Annotated in this window: 14 protein-coding genes; 10 read left to right on the top strand and 4 right to left on the bottom strand. The window is 73.5% G+C overall.

The window, feature by feature from the left end; genetic code table 11:
- Positions 1-302 precede the first annotated feature (302 nt).
- Entirely contained in the window at positions 303-1,340 is a 1,038-nt protein-coding gene (locus ACFY04_RS12980; protein WP_389116252.1) for a PP2C family protein-serine/threonine phosphatase, read from the top strand.
- A 71-nt stretch (positions 1,341-1,411) separates the two neighbouring features.
- On the opposite strand, the gene ACFY04_RS12975 is transcribed toward ACFY04_RS12980, so the two are convergent.
- Together ACFY04_RS12975 and ACFY04_RS12970 are read right to left on the bottom strand one after the other, a co-directional pair.
- Entirely contained in the window at positions 1,412-1,831 is a 420-nt protein-coding gene (locus ACFY04_RS12975) for a hypothetical protein (RefSeq protein ID WP_389116250.1), read from the bottom strand.
- 160 nt (positions 1,832-1,991) lie between these two features.
- Complete coding sequence (locus ACFY04_RS12970) at positions 1,992-2,894, bottom strand: LysR family transcriptional regulator (RefSeq protein ID WP_389116249.1); 903 nt, start codon at positions 2,892-2,894, stop codon at positions 1,992-1,994.
- A 74-nt stretch (positions 2,895-2,968) separates the two neighbouring features.
- On the opposite strand from ACFY04_RS12970, the gene ACFY04_RS12965 reads away from it, so the two are divergent.
- Entirely contained in the window at positions 2,969-3,946 is a 978-nt protein-coding gene (locus ACFY04_RS12965) for a threonine/serine dehydratase (protein WP_389116248.1), read from the top strand.
- Positions 3,947-4,019: 73 nt separating this feature from the next.
- A complete protein-coding gene (locus tag ACFY04_RS12960) occupies positions 4,020-5,114 on the top strand; it encodes a polyprenyl synthetase family protein (RefSeq protein ID WP_389116246.1) in 1,095 nt (364 codons plus the stop codon).
- A gap of 76 nt (positions 5,115-5,190) precedes the next feature.
- On the opposite strand, the gene ACFY04_RS12955 is transcribed toward ACFY04_RS12960, so the two are convergent.
- Positions 5,191-5,895, bottom strand: coding sequence for a DUF4386 domain-containing protein (locus ACFY04_RS12955; RefSeq protein ID WP_389116244.1), 705 nt, complete (start codon positions 5,893-5,895; stop codon positions 5,191-5,193).
- Between the two features lie 138 nt (positions 5,896-6,033).
- On the opposite strand from ACFY04_RS12955, the gene ACFY04_RS12950 reads away from it, so the two are divergent.
- Together ACFY04_RS12950 and ACFY04_RS12945 are read left to right on the top strand one after the other, a co-directional pair.
- Positions 6,034-6,732 carry a TetR/AcrR family transcriptional regulator C-terminal domain-containing protein gene (locus ACFY04_RS12950; protein ID WP_389116243.1) on the top strand — a complete coding sequence of 233 codons (699 nt, stop codon included), beginning with the start codon at positions 6,034-6,036 and terminating at the stop codon, positions 6,730-6,732.
- Positions 6,733-7,123: 391 nt separating this feature from the next.
- Complete coding sequence (locus ACFY04_RS12945; RefSeq protein WP_389116242.1) at positions 7,124-7,336, top strand: hypothetical protein; 213 nt, start codon at positions 7,124-7,126, stop codon at positions 7,334-7,336.
- 67 nt (positions 7,337-7,403) lie between these two features.
- Here ACFY04_RS12945 and ACFY04_RS12940 read toward each other — a convergent pair whose 3' ends face one another.
- Complete coding sequence (locus ACFY04_RS12940; protein WP_314245039.1) at positions 7,404-7,718, bottom strand: NIPSNAP family protein; 315 nt, start codon at positions 7,716-7,718, stop codon at positions 7,404-7,406.
- 126 nt (positions 7,719-7,844) lie between these two features.
- Here ACFY04_RS12940 and ACFY04_RS12935 point away from each other — a divergent pair, with 126 nt between their 5' ends.
- From ACFY04_RS12935 to ACFY04_RS12915, 5 genes are all read left to right on the top strand, one after another.
- Entirely contained in the window at positions 7,845-9,104 is a 1,260-nt protein-coding gene (locus ACFY04_RS12935) for a TerD family protein (RefSeq protein ID WP_389116240.1), read from the top strand.
- A gap of 126 nt (positions 9,105-9,230) precedes the next feature.
- Complete coding sequence (gene lanKC / locus ACFY04_RS12930; RefSeq protein WP_389116238.1) at positions 9,231-11,948, top strand: class III lanthionine synthetase LanKC; 2,718 nt, start codon at positions 9,231-9,233, stop codon at positions 11,946-11,948.
- Complete coding sequence (locus ACFY04_RS12925) at positions 11,945-12,082, top strand: SapB/AmfS family lanthipeptide (RefSeq protein WP_301364230.1); 138 nt, start codon at positions 11,945-11,947, stop codon at positions 12,080-12,082. The genes lanKC and ACFY04_RS12925 overlap by 4 nt, the downstream gene beginning before the upstream one ends.
- Positions 12,083-12,155: 73 nt before the next feature.
- Positions 12,156-13,970, top strand: coding sequence for an ATP-binding cassette domain-containing protein (locus ACFY04_RS12920; protein WP_389116236.1), 1,815 nt, complete (start codon positions 12,156-12,158; stop codon positions 13,968-13,970).
- The gene (locus ACFY04_RS12915; protein WP_389116235.1) at positions 13,967-15,751 is read left to right on the top strand and encodes an ATP-binding cassette domain-containing protein; all 1,785 of its coding nucleotides are present in this window, start codon (positions 13,967-13,969) and stop codon (positions 15,749-15,751) included. The genes ACFY04_RS12920 and ACFY04_RS12915 overlap by 4 nt, the downstream gene beginning before the upstream one ends.
- Positions 15,752-15,772: the final 21 nt, after the last annotated feature.

The raw sequence follows: 15,772 nt of genomic DNA, 5'->3' as shown, positions 1-15,772 counted from the left end.
GCCTCGCAGAGCCCGCGGTGTACGCGAGACGACCACGGTGCGTAGTGCGATGCCGAGCGCAGGACGCGTCCGGTGCGGCCGGATCTCCCGGGTTTTGCCTGGTCAGCAGGCCTGCAGAGCCCGACGCGACGGCGGGCGGGCATATGCCATCCCGAAGAGCCCGTGGAGGCGGCCGCACGATCGGGGGCCGCCGGCTGACCCCGACCGTCAGAGCGCTATGAACCGATTACGTAGATATCCTGTGAAGTGTGATCGAGTCTGGACGGCCGCGGCTACGCAGGCGCCCTGGCCCGGGAAGACTTGTGCGGCTGTCGCCGGTCATCCTGACCGTCGTCATCGCCAGCCTGGCGTACAACACTCCGCCGGAAATGGCCTTCAGCCGTCTCCTGCCCGCGGCGCCGGCCCTTGCCGCCGCCATGTGGCCGGTGCTGCCCACCGTCCTGCTCGGGACGGTCTGTCTCATCCTGATGATCGGCCTCAGCTTCGTCTTCCCCGACCTGGGGACGTGGTGGACGGCCGCGGGGATCATCGCGGTCACCGTGGCCGCCGCGTACGGAAGCCATGTCCGGCTCCAGCGGGAGCGCACCCTCTTCCAGGTACGGCTCGTCGCCGACGCGGCGCAGCAAGTGGTGCTCAGCCCCCTGCCCCGCCGCTTCGGCGGTATCGAGATCGAGTCGCTGTACCTCGCGGCCGCGGCCGAGGCCCGCATCGGCGGGGACTTCTACGAGGTGGTCGACACGCCGTTCGGGGTCAGGCTGCTCATCGGTGACGTGCGGGGCAAGGGCCTGCCTGCGGTGGGGGCGGCCGCGGCGATCGTGAACGCCTTCCGGGAGGCCGCGTACGGGGAGGCCGACATGGTCGACATCGCGCGCCGAATGGACGCCAGCAGCACCCGTTACAACGGCGCCTTTCCCCCCGAGGGGCCATTGGAGCGCTTCGCCACCGCCCTTCTCGTCCAGATCCCGCACGGGGGCAGACGTATCGACATCCTCAACTGCGGACACCCCCCGCCGCTGCTCCTGAACCGCGGGAAAGTCCGTGTCCTCGAGTCCACCACCCCCTCGCCGTTGATCAGCCTCGCGGAGCTGATCGGCGACCACTACAGCGTCGACACCTTCGACTTCGCCCCCGACGACCTGCTGCTCCTGTATACCGACGGGATCGCCGAGGCCCGCGCCCGCGGCGGCGAGTTCTTCCCGTTGACCACCTGGATGCGTCAACAGCCTCCAACACCGCCGGACGAACTGCTCACGGCTCTGCACCGCGACCTCCTCAGCCACAGCAAGGGACGTCTCGACGACGACATCGCTGCCCTCGCCGTACGCCTGTGCGAGCCCTGAGGTTCTGGCTGCCGGCCAACGGCCATCAGCCGCGAGTCCACCTCGCGACCGAGCTCATTCCGAACCGCAGGTCAGGGCTTCAGTTCGATGCCGAACCCGCCCGCGTCGGGAGCCGGGACCCCGTCCGGGTTCTCCTTGCCCACAACATCCGGGTCCGGGGCCGGAGCGGGAGCCGGAGCGGGGTTGGGGGCCGGAGCGGGCTTCGGGGTGTCGGGCTTGTGCTCGCAGTACACCTTGCCCTGATAGAACTTGCAGCCCGGCATGTTCTCCACGTCCCGGGGCTTGCCGTTCTTCTTCCCCTTGGACCTGTCCTTGCCGCCCCGCTCATGCTTGCCGGCCGTGTCCCCGTGACCACTCTTCGCGTGCGCCTCGGCCGCGTGCGGCGCGGCCTGGGCGGCGAATGCGCTGGTGGGCACCAGAGCGCCTCCGGTGACGAGCGCGGCCGTAACGGCGAACATCGCGAAACGCTGCTTGCGGGACGTGCGGGCCATGAGAATGTCTCCGATGAAGAGGCGGCAAGGGGGGAGATTCCAGAAGGCGAGAGGTGAAATGTCTCTTTTGTCCTTCTGTTAAGAGCCTGGCCGCGGAACTTCATGAGGCTGTCCGCCGACTGTCACAGGCGCGTGACAGGGCACCTCCGCACTAGGCCCGTCAGGGCCATTGCACCGGATCCACGTCGGTCTCCCCGAGGACCTTCAGGAAGGCTTCGACCGGGGCCGGGAGCGGTGGTGCGCCGTAGACGACTGCGTCGACGAAGCGGTGGTCGTCCGGTAGGCGGTCGATCCTCACGCCGGGGTGGAGATGAGCGCGCAGGGCGAGGCCGGGCAGCGTACTGACGCCGAGGCCGGCGGCCACGAGTGCCTGGGCTGCCACGTAGTCGTCGGTCTCGAAGGCGATCGCGGGAGTGAAACCGCGCTTCCCGCACGCCGACAGCAGGTGTGTACGGCACCGCTCGCAGCCGGCGATCCACCGTTGTCCGCGGTAGGTGCCGAGGTCGGTGCGCGGACCGGGCCAGGATTCGCCGGCCCGGCTGACGATGTAGACCGGCTCGTGCAGGACCGATGTCACGGTGTGGCCCTCGCGGTCACCGGGTGGGGCGTCGCCGTGGCGGAAGGTGAGGGCGACATCGGCCTCGCCGCGCCGCAGGGCCGCCAGGGCTTCGGGCGGCTCCGCTTCGGTCAGTGCCAGTTCGATGTCCGGGTGTGCGGCGCTGAAGGCGGCGGCCACCGTGGGTACGACCGTGGCGAGCGCGGAGGGGAACGCCGCGAGGCGCACCCGGCCGGCGCTGAGCCCGGCGTGGGCGGCGAGTTCGGTCCGGGCCGAATCGATCCGGCCGAGGATCTCCTCCGCGCGATCGGCGAGCAGCCGGCCGGCCTCGGTCAGCCGGATGCCACGGCCTGCCCGCTGGACGAGCGGCACACCGGCTTCGGCTTCGAGCCTGGCGAGGTGGTGGCTGACCGACGGCTGCGCGTAGTGCAGCGCGGCGGCGGCAGCCGTCACCGAACCCTCGCGGGCGATGGCGGCGAACACCCGGAGGCGGTTCTCGTCGAACATTCATCGATGATATCGATGGATTCATCAGAAACTGACATTTGTCCTATGGGTTGCCCCCCGCGCAGCATGAGGGCATGCACAGTCCGACGATCTCCGACGTCCTTCGCGCGCGTCGTCTGCAGAGCGCGCACCTGTCCCCGACCCCGCTGCTCTCCTATCCCGCCCTCGACGCCGCCGTCGGCGCCGGGGTCCGTGTGCTGGTCAAACACGAGAACCTGCAGCCGACCGGCGCCCTCAAGGTCCGGGGAGGCGTCGCCCTGCTGGCCGCGATGGACCCGGACGAGCGTGCCCGGGGTGTTCTCTCGTACTCCACCGGCAACCACGCGCAGTCCCTCGCCTATGCCGCGGCGCTCTTCCACGTCCCCTGCACCATCGTCATGCCGGAGCACCCGAATCCGCTGAAGGCCGAGGCCGTGCGGCGGCTCGGCGCCGAACTGGTCGAATACGGCGCGGACTTCGACGAGGCCCGCCGCCACGCCGAGCAGCTCGCGCCTCGGCGGGGGATGCGCCTGGTCAGCGCGGCGAACGAGCCGGCCCTGATCGCGGGCGTGGCCACCGCGTTCCTGGAGGTGTTCGAGCAGGAACCGGACCTCGACGCGATCGTCGTACCGGTCGGCGGGGGCAGCGGCGCCGCCGCCGCCTGTCTGGTGGCGGCGGCGATCAGCCCGCGCTGCCGCGTCATCGCGGTGCAGTCCCGCCACTCGCCGGCCGCGCACGACTCCTGGCGCTCGGGCCGCTGTGTCGAGCGTCCGAACACCACGACCGCGGAGGGACTGGCCACCGGGTCGGGATTCGAGCTGACGCAGCGTCTGTTCCGCGAACACCTCGCGGACTTCCGGCTGGTCGGTGACGACGAGATCCGGTGGGCTCAGTGGTTGCTCATGCGTGATGCCCGAACGGTGGCCGAGGCGGCCGCCGCCGCACCGCTGGCCGCGCTCCTCGCAGCACGTGACGGCCTCGCGGGGCAGCGGGTGGCGCTCATGTGCACGGGCGGAAACGCCGGCGAAGCCGAACTGCGGGCCTGTCTCGCCGCCGCGCCCTCGGGCGGCTGAACGGATTCACCGAAGCGCTGGAGCGGATCCAGGCGGATCCAGGCGGGCGGGGCCGTGATCGATACTGATCTTCATGCATGTCAACGTCACCGCCCCCACCCTGGAACGCGTCGCCGGTCACCGGATCCGCTTCGACGCCCGGTTCGAGCAGTACTTCGACAACCTCGGCGAGCGTTTCGACGTCCCGGTGCCCAGCCGGTACGCCGCCCGCCGCCTGGAGCTCCTGCGGGAGTTCTCGATGCGCGGCGGCAAGCGGCTGCGGGTCGTCCTGCTGTACGAGGCGGCCCGGCTGGTCACCACCGACGAGGTACCGGGGCTCGCCGAGGCCGCGCTGAGCATCGAACTGCTCCAGACGCACGGGCTCGTCCACGACGACATCATCGACGACGCGCCCCTGCGCCGCGGCGGCCCCTCGACGTACTACGCCTACCGCCGGGAGTTCCCCGGCCAGGACGCCACCGCCCTCGGGCTCGCGATACTCGCCGGGGACCTCGCCGCGTTCCTGTCCACCCAGGTGCTGCTGGAGGCCGAGGTTCCCGCCGAGCTCCGCCAGGCCCTGCTCGGGGTGCACACGCGCACCGCGGCGGAGACCGTGGCCGGGCAGCTGGCCGACCTGGAGCGGGACTCCCACGCCCTGCCCGACGAGGAGTTCCTGCACACCGTCACCGACTTCAAGAGCGCGCGGTACTCGGTCCTCGCGCCGCTGACGATGGGTCTGCTGGCCGCGGGCGAGGATCCGGCGCCGCACCGCGCCCGACTGCACCGCTACTCGCGGCTGGTGGGCATCTCCGAGCAGATGCGTGACGACTTCCTCGACCTCTTCGGCCCGGCCGGCGACGACCCGGCGGCCGAGGCGAAGTCCACCGGGGCCGACATCCGCTCGGGCCGCCGCACCTACGCCGTCCGCGCGGTCCTGGCCGCCGCGACCGGGGCGGACGCGGCCCTCGTCGAAGCCGCGATCGGTGATCCCGGCTGCCCGGACGAGACCCTGGGCCGGATCAGGGAGATCGCCCGTGCCGCCGGCGCGGACCGGCGGCTCAAGGCGGAGATCCGGCGGCACGCGGAGGCCGCCGCCGCCGAGGCCGCGTCCTGGGAACCGTACTGGCGCGCGGAGGCGGTGGAGTTCTTCCGGGGCCTGCCGATGTGGAACGTGGACCGGATGTCCTGAGAGAGGACGAGAGCCGGCGCGGGCCGACGCGGGCCGACGCGGGCCGACGCGGGCCGACGCGGGCCGATCAGGGCCGTCACACGGCGGCGGCCCTGCCGCCCGCCCCCGCGCCGAAGCCCTTGGCGAGCAGCCGGACGGCCAGCGTCACCTCCCAGGCGAACACGGGAAGCGCCGCGAGCGACCCCGCCACCGAGACCTGCTCGTAGATCCCGAACAGCACGGCGGTCGCCGAGGCGCAGATCATCGTCCCGCCGATCAGCCCCAGGACGGCGATCCAGCGCGGTACGAGCCGCGAGGTGTACATCAGGCCGGCCAGCACCAGGGTGTTGGCCCCGAGGACGAAGTTCGGCCCGAACAGGAACGTCCAGTCGTGGAACGCCACCAGGGCCTGGCCGGCCGTGACCAGGGAGGTCCCGTCGGCGCCCGCGGCGCCCGCCCCGCCCTCCGCCTGCCTCCTCAGCGTCACCACCGACAGCACACTGATGATGCCGACGACGATCACGGCGGCCTCCAGCAGGCGCCCGCAGACGTAGCCGATGGCGGCCCCCTCGTTCCGCCTCCGCAGGACCGGGTACAGCGCGGCCCCCGTGCCCGTGACCGCCAGCGCGAGCACGAACTCGCACAGCGCCCCCAGGAACACCTGGGTGTCGGCGCCTGATCCGAGGACGTAGCCGGTGTCGTGCAGAACGGGACGGTAGAGCGCGAGCCCGCCGATCGCGGCGACCTCGGTGACGAGGAACAGCACACCCACGACGATCGCGGTTCTCCTGGTTGAGCCCATGCGGAACAGCCCCTCCCTTATGGGTGTACGGCGTACACCCGACGGTTGGCGCTCACCCTAGGTGTACGGCGTACACTCGTCAAGGCGGGACGGACGCCACCCGCACCACCCAGGGAACGGATCGAGGGAGAAGCCCACATGCCCGAGCAGCCGCAGGAACCACGCCGGAGCCCTCTGAGCCGGGACCGGGTGCTGCGCGCCGCCGTGGCCTTCGCCGACGGCGCCGGGATCGAGGCGCTGAGCATGCGCAGACTCGCCCAGGAGCTGGGGGTCGTACCGATGGCGCTCTACAAGCACGTGGCCAACAAGGAGGAGCTCCTGGACGGCATGGTGGAAGTCGTCGTCGCGGGCATCGACGGCCAGGTCCCCGGATCCGACTGGAAGAGCGCGGTCCGCGGGCGGATCCTCGGGGCGCGCGGCGCCCTCCTCGCGCACACCTGGGCGGCTCAGGTGATCCGGTCGCGCACCAGCCCGACGCCGGCGGTGCTCGCGTACCTCGACTCGGTGATCGGAACGTTCCGGGCCGGCGGCTTCTCGACCGACCTCACCCACCACGTGATGCACGCCCTCGGCAGCCGGGTACTGGGCTTCACGGAGGAACTGTTCGACGATCCGGCGGGCACCGCACCGCAGGACGAGCGGGCGCAGGCGGCCGCGTACGAGGCGATGGCCCGGCGGTATCCCCACGTCACCGAACTGGCCCGGGCGGTGGCGCACGACCGGCGGTCGGTCGTCGGCCAGGGGTGCGACGACCAGTTCGAGTTCGAGTTCGCGCTCGACCTCCTCCTGGACGGATTCGAACGACTCCACGGGCAGGGCTGGAAGTCCACGCCCTGAGCCGGCCGACGGCCCCCGCCGGCCCGCGGGTCGACACCGGGGGCCCGGGGCCGGGTCGGTTCCTCCCCGCCTCCTGGCGGGCGGCCGACATAGCCGGCATCCAGGCGAACGCCGCCTCGCACTGCTCCTCCGTCAGTCCGCCTCCAGTTCGGCCTCGCGCCGCCGGACGGCCGGGAGCGCGTCCTCGTAGCGCGTGTGCCCGAAGCAGCGCGTGTGCCCGGGCTCCGTGAGGCGCAACGGGTGCGTCCCGCGGTCGGTGGCATGCGCGGGCGCGGCATTCGGGTGGCGGCCCGCCGTGTCGGGCCGTCCGTCCCGGCCCGGTTCGCCATCCTGGGCCAGGCACGGCAGCGCGACCGCCGCTGCCCTCCCCTACGGCGAGAAGGAGTACGGCATGCCGACGGACGCGGTCGGGCGTTTCCTCGCGGCTCTGGGACCGCAGCAGCAGGAGGCCGTCACCAGCAGACCGCCGGAGGAGCAGGAGCGGCTCGCGGCGGCCTGGGAGCGGGAGCTGGCCTCGGACGACGAACTCGACACGCTCGACGAACTGTCTCCGCCCGCGGCGGAGGCCGAGGCGGCCCGCCGCGTCATGGACCGCGAACGGTGACCTGACCTCGCGGGCCGTCCGGTCCGGCGCCCACCTGTCGCCACACGCGAGCGCCGGACCGGACCTGTCAGAGGCCGGGGGTGTCGAGCGGCCGCAGGAAGCGGCGCTCGTACCGCTTGATGCAGCGGGTTTCGCGCGCCAGGTCGAAGGCGGCCTGGCACTCCGGATCGGACATGCTGTCCGTGCGGTACTGCTCGTAGGCGGCGAAGCCGGGGAAGGAGAAGAGGGCGTAGGCGATGTCGCTGTCGCCCTCGCTGGGCAGGAAGTAGCCGTGGTGGGTGCCTCCGAACCGGTTGACCAGCCGGACCCAACGGCGCCCGTACTCCTCGAAGTCCGCGAGCTTGTCGACGTCGATCTCGTACTTCAGATGAATGGTGATCACCGCCCCATCATGCCGTGACCCCACAACTTCCCCCGGTACCGGAGCAATCGCCGCCTTCGGGGAGGGGAGCGGGCCAAATCCTCGTACGCTGCGGGAGTGGGAGACACGCAGCGGAAGGGGGAGCGCATGTCCATGCGGAAGGGTGCCAACGTACCGGTGCCCAGTGCCACGGTCCGGGTGGAGCTGGGCTGGCAAGGAGGTCCCGCAGCGCCTGATGTGGACGTGTCGGCCCTGCTGCTGACGGCGGCCGGCAAGGTGCGGTCGGACGAGGACTTCGTGTTCTACAACCAGCCCGTGCACCCCAGTGGCGCCGTGCGCCACGAGGGACGGCGCCAGGACGGCACGGGCGTGCTCGAAACGATCGGGGTGACCCTGTCCGGGGTGGAGGAGGAGATCGGGACCGTGGTGGTCGCGGCGTCCACCGACGGCACGTTCGGTCAGGTGTCCGGCCTCTTCGTACGCGTGCTGGACGCGCAGAGCGGCGCCGAGACGGCGCGGTTCGACGCCACGGACGCCACGTCGGAGACCGCGTTCGTGCTCGGGGAGCTGTACCGGCGGGCCGGCGCGTGGAAGTTCCGGGCGGTGGGCCAGGGGTACGCCTCCGGTCTGGCCGGGCTCGCCACCGACTTCGGGATCACGGTCGACGATCCCGCCCCGGCTCCGGCCCCGGCGCTGCCTCCGCCCGTGCCCGTGCCGGTGCCGGTGCCGGTGCAGCAGGCGGTGAATCCGCCCGCGCCCGCCCGTCCGGTACAGCTGTCGAAGATCACCCTGACGAAGGCGGCCCCCGCGGTGTCGCTGACCAAGCAGGGGGCCACCTCAGGGGGCATGCGGGTCAATCTCACGTGGAGCGCCGCCGCGCCGCCGCGCGGCTGGATGCGGAAGGGGAAGGACGCGGTCAGGCTGGAGGACGTCGATCTCGACCTCTCCTGCCTGTGGGAGCTGCGGAACGGAACGAAGGGGATCGTCCACCCCATCGACAACCAGTTCGGCTCGTTCCACCAGCCGCCGTACATCCAGCTGGACCACGACGACCGGACCGGTGCGAGCGAGGCCGGCGAGAACCTCATGATCAACCTCGACCACGCGGCCGAGATCGAGCGCCTCCTGGTGTTCGTGGTCATCTACGCCGGGGCCACCAGCTTCGCGGGACTTCAAGGGGTCGCCACGCTCCATCCGCCCGTCGGTCCGCCGATCGAGATGCACCTGGACGAATGCACCGTCCCGTCGCCGGTGGCCGCGATCGCACTGATCGAGAACGTGGGCGGGGAGCTGATCGTCCGGCGGGAGGCGAAGTACCTCCTGCCGGCGCCCGGCGTCTTCAAGCAGCAGGCGGCGGACATCGAGTACGGCTGGGGCATGAGCTGGCAGTCGGCGAGCAAGGACTGACCCGCCGTCCCCCTTCCGGTTCTTGGTGACTCGTGCGTACTGCACACCCCATCGGTGACAGCCGCGACTGTCGCGGCCTTCGGACCGCGTGACAGCGTGGGCACGTCACCGACCGAGGGAGCAGGAGTGAACAAGGGGTACGCCGCCTTCTGCGACGCCGACCGCTGGTTCTACGACGCGCCGTACCGGCGGGCCGAGGAGAACTACCCGGCCGCGCTCGCCCCCGTACCGGCGGGGTGGCAGACACACCGCAGCGGGGACTGGCTGGCGCTGCGGCCCGTCGACTCCCGGCTGCCCGCCCAGGGCTGGAAGATCCACGTCTCGGCATGCCTGGACAACGCCGAGTCCGTCCTCGAACGGGTCCGCACGTACTGCGTGGAGCGCCGGATCGCTTTCAAGTTCGTGCCGAGCCGGTACCTGCTGCACCTGCGCAACGCGAAGTACGCCGACCGCGCGGCGAGCGGCAAGTTCCTCACCGTGTACCCGGCGGACGAGGAGCAGTGCCGGCGCGTCGCCGAGGAGCTCGACGCGCTGCTGGCCGGGGAGCCCGGCCCGTACATCCTGAGCGACCTGCGCTGGAACGACGGGCCCGTGCACCTGCGTTACGGGAGTTTCACCCTGCGGCACTGCTACGACGACCGCGGCGAGCTCGTCCCGGCGATCGAGACCCCGGACGGCCGGCTCGTACCGGACCCGCGGGGTCCGGTGTTCCAGCCGCCCGAGTGCGTCGAGCTGCCCGCGTTCCTCGCGCCCCATCTGGCCCGGCGTGCCGCCGTCACCCTCGAAGGCCTTCCGTACACGGTCGAACGCGCCCTGCACTTCTCCAACGGCGGCGGTGTCTACGCCGGCCGTGACGTGCGCACCGGCGAACCGGTCGTCCTCAAGGAAGCGCGCCCCTTCGCGGGGCTCGCGGCCGACGGGGCGGACGCCGTGACCCGGCTGCACCGTGAACGCAGGGCCCTGGAACAACTGGCCGGGCTGGACTGCGTGCCCGCGGTCCACGGCACCTTCACCGTCGGGGACCACCACTTCCTGGTGATGCAGTACCTGGAAGGCAAACCCCTCAACACCTACTTCGCCCGCCGGCATCCGCTGATCGAGGCGGACCCCGATCCCGCGGAGCTCGCGGAGTACACCCGGTGGGCGCTGGAGGTCCACCGGCGGGTGACGCAGGCCCTGGCGGCGGTGCACGCCCGCGGCATCGTCTTCAACGACCTCCACCTGTTCAACATCATGGTCGCGGAGGACGAGGGGACCGGGGGGATGTCGGTCGCGCTGCTCGACTTCGAGGCCGCCGCCCACGTGGACGACGGGCTCCGCCAGACCGTCGCCAACCCGGCGTTCGTCGCCCCGGCCGGCCGGCGCGGTTTCGCCGTCGACCGCTACGCCCTGGCCTGTCTGCGGCTGGCCCTGTTCCTGCCGCTGACCAGCCTGCTGGTGCTGGACCGGGCCAAGGCGGCGCACCTGGCCGACATCGCCGCCGAGCAGTTCCCGGTTCCCCGGGAGTTCCTCGACGAGGCGGTACGGGAGATCCTCGCGGACCCCGGCCCTGGTGCCGGTCTTGTTTCCGGTCTTGATTCCGGTCTTGTTGCCGGCGGTGGTTCCGGCGGTCGCGTGGCCGTACCCCGTGCCCGCCCCTACCTGCCGGTCGAACCGGGCGACCGGGCGGCCGCATGTGCCTCGATGACGGCGGCGATCCGGGCGAGCGCCACCTTCGACCGCGAGGACCGCCTCTTCCCGGGGGACCCGGCCCAGTTCGCGACCGCCGGCGGCGGAACCGGATTCGGCTACGGAGCGGCCGGTGTGCTGTACGCGCTCGCCGAGACCGGCGCCGACCCGTGGCCCGAGGCCGAGGAATGGCTGTTGGCCCGTACGAAGGAACCGGCCTCCGGGATGCCGCTGGGCTTCTACGACGGCCTCGCCGGTCTCGCCTGGACCCTGGAACGGCTCGGCCACCGCGACCGGGCGCTCACCCTCGCCGAACAACTGCTGGGCCAGCCCTGGCAGTCGGCCGGACCCGACCTGCACGGCGGACTCGCCGGCATCGGCCTGGCCCTGGACTCCCTGGGCTCGGCCACCGGCGAGGGCGAACTGCACGCCGCGGCCCTGCGCTGCGCCGAGCTCCTCGCCGAGTCCGCGTCTACGTCCGCGTCCGCGTCCGCGTCCGCGTCCGGGCCGAAACGGGCCGGTCTGCTCCACGGTCACAGCGGCCCCGCACTGCTCCATCTGCGGCTCTACGAGCGCACCGGCGACCAGGAGTCGCTGATCCGGGCCGGCCGGGCCCTGCACCGCGATCTCGACCGCTGCGTGACCAGCGCGTTCGGCACCCTGCAGGTCGACGAGGGCTGGCGCACGATGCCCTACCTCGGCGGCGGCAGCGCAGGGATCGGCATGGTGCTCGACGACTGGCTGGAGCACGCGCGGGACGACCGTTTCGAACGGGCCCGGCCGGAGATCGTCCGCGCCGCCCAGGCGACCTTCTACGCCCAGCCCGGCCTGTTCCGCGGCGCGGCCGGCATGATCCTCCACCTGGCCCGGACCACGACGCCGGGTCCGGGCTCCGCCCCCGCGGACATCGCCCGGCAGGTGGAGGCCCTGGCCCGGCACGCGGTCCCGTACCAGGGCTTCCTGGCCTTCCCCGGCGAGCAGATGATGCGCCTGTCCATGGATCTGTCCACGGGCACGGCCGGCGCGCTCCTCGCCCTCGGCGGCGCCGCGCCCGGCGGGCGCGCGCACCTGCCGTTCCTCCCGCCGCTGCGGTCCACCGCGGCGGCCCCAGAGCCGGTCCCCCTCGCGGGGGCCGTGACCCATCGGAACACCACAGTGAAGAGGAAACGGACATGACGCTTCTCGACCTGCAGTCGATGGAAACCCCCAAGGAAGAGGCCACCGAGGCCGCGCACCTCACCGGTGGCGGCAGCCGCGCCAGTCTGCTCCTCTGCGGCGACAGCAGCCTGAGCATCACGACCTGTAACTGATCAGGGATCAGGTCCTCCTGGGCCCGGGCGGTTCGCCGCCCGGGCCCGCACCACACCCCTGGAGCCCGCGCCCATGACTGTGCCCGATCCCCCCGGCGAGGCGCCGGCCGCTCGCGCGGCCGACCGGGCTCTGCGGGCGGCCGCGCGACACAGCGCAGGCCGCCTCGCCGCCGCGGCCGGCTGCTCGGTGGCCGCCGCAGGCGCGGCCCTGGCCGAGCCGGCGGTCCTCGGCCACACCCTCGATCTGCTGCTGCGCCAGGACCCCGCCGGCGTCCGGTGGACCGTGTGGTGCGCGGCGGTGATCGCCGCCGAGGTGCTGCTCGACGCGGCGACGGCCCGGCTCACCGGCGGTGTCGACGCCCGCTCCACCGCCCGGCTGCGCCGGCTCGGGCTCGGCCGGCTGCTGCGCACCGCGCCGCACCATGCCGCCCGCCACTCCCCCGGTGAGCTCTCCGCCCGGCTGACCGCACAGGCCACCACCGCCGGCGCCGTACCGGCGGCCGTCGTGACCGCGTCCGTGGCCCTGCTCCCTCCGCTCGGCGGACTCGTGGCGCTGGTCCTGATCGACGTGTGGACCGCACTGGTCCTCCTCGCCGGACTCCCGCTGCTCGCCCTGCTGCTGAGGACGTTCGCCCGCGACTCGGGTGCCAGCGTCAGCCGCTACCAGGAGGTGCAGCTCGACCTGGCCGGCCGCCTCGTGGAGGCCCTCGGGGGTGCCCGTACCATCGCCGCCGCCGGTACCGCCGAGCGCGAACAGGCCCGCGTACTGGCCCGGTTGCCGGAGCTCGGCGCCGAGGGGCGGCGGACGTGGCGGATCTACGGCGCGACGGTGGCGCGTACCAGTGCCCTCATGCCCCTGCTGCTGTACGTGGTCCTCGGCGTGGGCGGGGTCCGCCTCGCGGAGGGGGCCCTCGGCGTCGGCGGGCTCCTCGCCGCCGTCCGCTACGCGGGCCTCGCGGCCGGGGTGGGCGCCGTGACGGGGCGGCTGGCGGCCGTGGTGCGCGGCCGGGCCGCGGCCCGCCGCACCGCGGCCCTCTTCGTACTCCCCGAACTTCCGCAGGGTGAACGCCGGTTGCCCGCGGCAGGGCCGGGCACCCTGGAGCTGCGCGGGGTACGGGTGGTACGCGCGGGCACCGTGCTGCTGCACGACGTCGACCTGCGGATCCCCGGTGGGGCGACCGCCGTCGTGGTCGGCCGCTCGGGCTCCGGCAAGACGACGCTGGCCGCCGTGGCGGGACGGCTCACGGCGTGCGACGAGGGCCGGGTCCTGCTCGACGGCGTGCCGCTCGACGAGCTGTCGGCCGAGGAGCTGCGCCGCGAGGTCGGCCACGCCTTCGAGCGGCCGGCCCTCTTCGGGGGGAGCGTCACGGCCGCCGTCGCCTTCGGCGGCGGGCCGGATCCCCACGCGAACCCGGACCCGGACCCGGACCCGGACCTGGACCTGGAGGCCGTGCGCGCCGCCGCGCGGGCGGCCGGGGCCGACTCCTTCGTCCGCCGCCTGCCCGAGGGGTACGACACCGCGCCGGCGGACGCGCCGCTGTCCGGCGGGGAGCTGCAACGCCTCGGCCTGGCACGGGCGTTCTGCCGTGCGGGGCGGCTGCTCGTCCTGGACGACGCGACGTCGAGCCTGGACACCCTCACCGCCCGCGAGGTGGAGCGGTCCCTGGCGAGCGAGGTCCGGCCGGGGACCCGCCTCGTCGTCGCCCACCGCGTCTCCTCGGCCGCCCGCGCCGACCTCGTCGTCTGGCTCGACGCGGGACGGGTCCGGGCCACCGGTACGCACGCGGAACTGTGGCGGGACCCCGGCTACCGGGCGGTGTTCGGGGCGGGGGCGGGGGCGGACCCGGAAACGGCCGCTGAGCCGCCCGGCCGGGAGGCGGTCCGATGAGCGAGTACGGCACCTGGCGCCGGGTGTCCCGCGAGGGCCGCCGCTTCCTGCGCGGCCGGAGCCGGACGCTGTGCCGGCTCGCACTCTGGTCCCTGCTGGAGTCCGCGCACACCTTCCTCGGCGGTTACGCGGTGGCCCGCGCCCTCGACGACGGCTTCCTCGTCGGCCGTACCGGTACCGGCATCGGCTGGCTGGCCGTGGCCGGTGGGGGCGCTCTGCTCGGCGCCCTCGCCCTGCGCGGGGTGTTCGGCGGGCTCGCGGACCTGGTCGAGCCGCTGCGCGACGGCCTGGTACGGCGCTCCGTGCGCCAGGCGATCGGGCGCGCCGTCGCCGATCCCGGGCGGGCCGGTGACTCGGGTGCGGTCTCCCGGCTCACGCAGCAGACCGAGATGGCCCGGGACTCCTTCGCCGGACTGGTCCTGATCGCCCGGTCGTTCGTCTTCACCGCCCTGGGCGCGCTGCTCGGGCTGGTCGCGCTGGCCCCCGTCCTGCTGGTCCTCGTCCTGCCCGCGCTGCTCCTGGGTACGGTCGCCTTCCTCGCCACGCTGCACCCGATGGCACGTGTGCAGCGCGCGGCGCTCGACGCCGACGAGGCGTTGTCCGCGCGCGCGGGCGAGCTGGCGGCGGGGCTGCGCGACGTCGTCGCGTGCGGGGGCGGGGCGAGCGCCGGAGCCGGGGTGGAGGCGCTGATCGCCGGGCAGGAGCGGCTGACCGGGCGGCTCGCGCGGTGGACCGCCCTGCGCACGCTGGCCCTGGGCGTCGCGGGCCGGCTGCCGGTCGTCGTGCTGCTGGCCGGAACGCCTTGGCTGCTCGGGCGCGGGGTGAGCGCGGGGTCGGTGGCCGGGGCCCTCACCTACCTCGTGCAGTCGCTGCTGCCCGCCCTGGACGCGCTGATGACGGCGGTGGGCGCGGCGGGCACCCGGCTGCTGGTGGTGCTGGACCGGTTCTGCGATCCGGAACCGGCGGCCCCGCGGCCGGTACCCGCACCGTCGGCGCCACCCGCACCGTCGGCGCCGCCCGCACCGTCGGCGCCACCCGCGCCACCCGCGCCCGCCGTCGAACTGCGTCGGGTCCGCTTCGCCTACGGTCCCCGCGCGCACCCGGTGATCGACGGCCTCGACCTGGTGGTCGGGCCGGGCGAACACCTGGCCGTGGTGGGGCCGAGCGGCATCGGCAAGTCCACCCTCACCGCGCTGATCGCCGGTCTGCTGCCGCCCGGCCGGGGAACCGTACGGGTGGCGGGCGCCCCCGCGCGCCGTGCCCCGGGGCACGGCGGCCCGGGGCCCGGCCCCGACGTCCGCCGGACACTGCTGCCCCAGCAGGCGTACGTCTTCACGGGTACGGTCCGCGAGAACCTCACCCACCTGTGCCCGGGCCCGGTGCCTCGGGGCGAGGTGGAGCGGGCCACGGCCGCCCTCGGCGCGGACGCACTCGTGGCCCGGCTCGGCGGACTGGACGCGGCCGTCGATCCGGGCCGGCTCACCCCGGGCGAGCGGCAGCACCTCGCCCTCGCCGCCGCCTACCTCTCCCCCGCCCCCCTGCTGCTGCTGGACGAGGCCACCTGCCATCTCGACCCCCGGACCGAGGAGCGCGCCGAGCGGGCGCTCGCGGAACGCCCCGGCACGCTGGTGGTGGTCGCCCACCGCATCTCCTCCGCCGTCAGGGCCGACCGGGTCCTCGTACTCGACGGGACCCGGGCGGTGTGCGGCACGCATGCGGAGCTCCCGGACAGGTCACCCCTGTACCGGGAGCTGGTGGGTTTGTGGAACGCGCAAGGGTGAGGGAGGGACCGGGGGAACCCG

Origin of the sequence: Streptomyces sp. NPDC001549 (genome assembly GCF_042894025.1) — a bacterium.
Taxonomy (GTDB): Bacteria; Actinomycetota; Actinomycetes; order Streptomycetales; family Streptomycetaceae; genus Streptomyces; species Streptomyces kutzneri.
The sequence above is the reverse complement of the archived record's forward strand: the minus strand, read 5'-3'. Positions and strand labels throughout refer to the sequence as shown.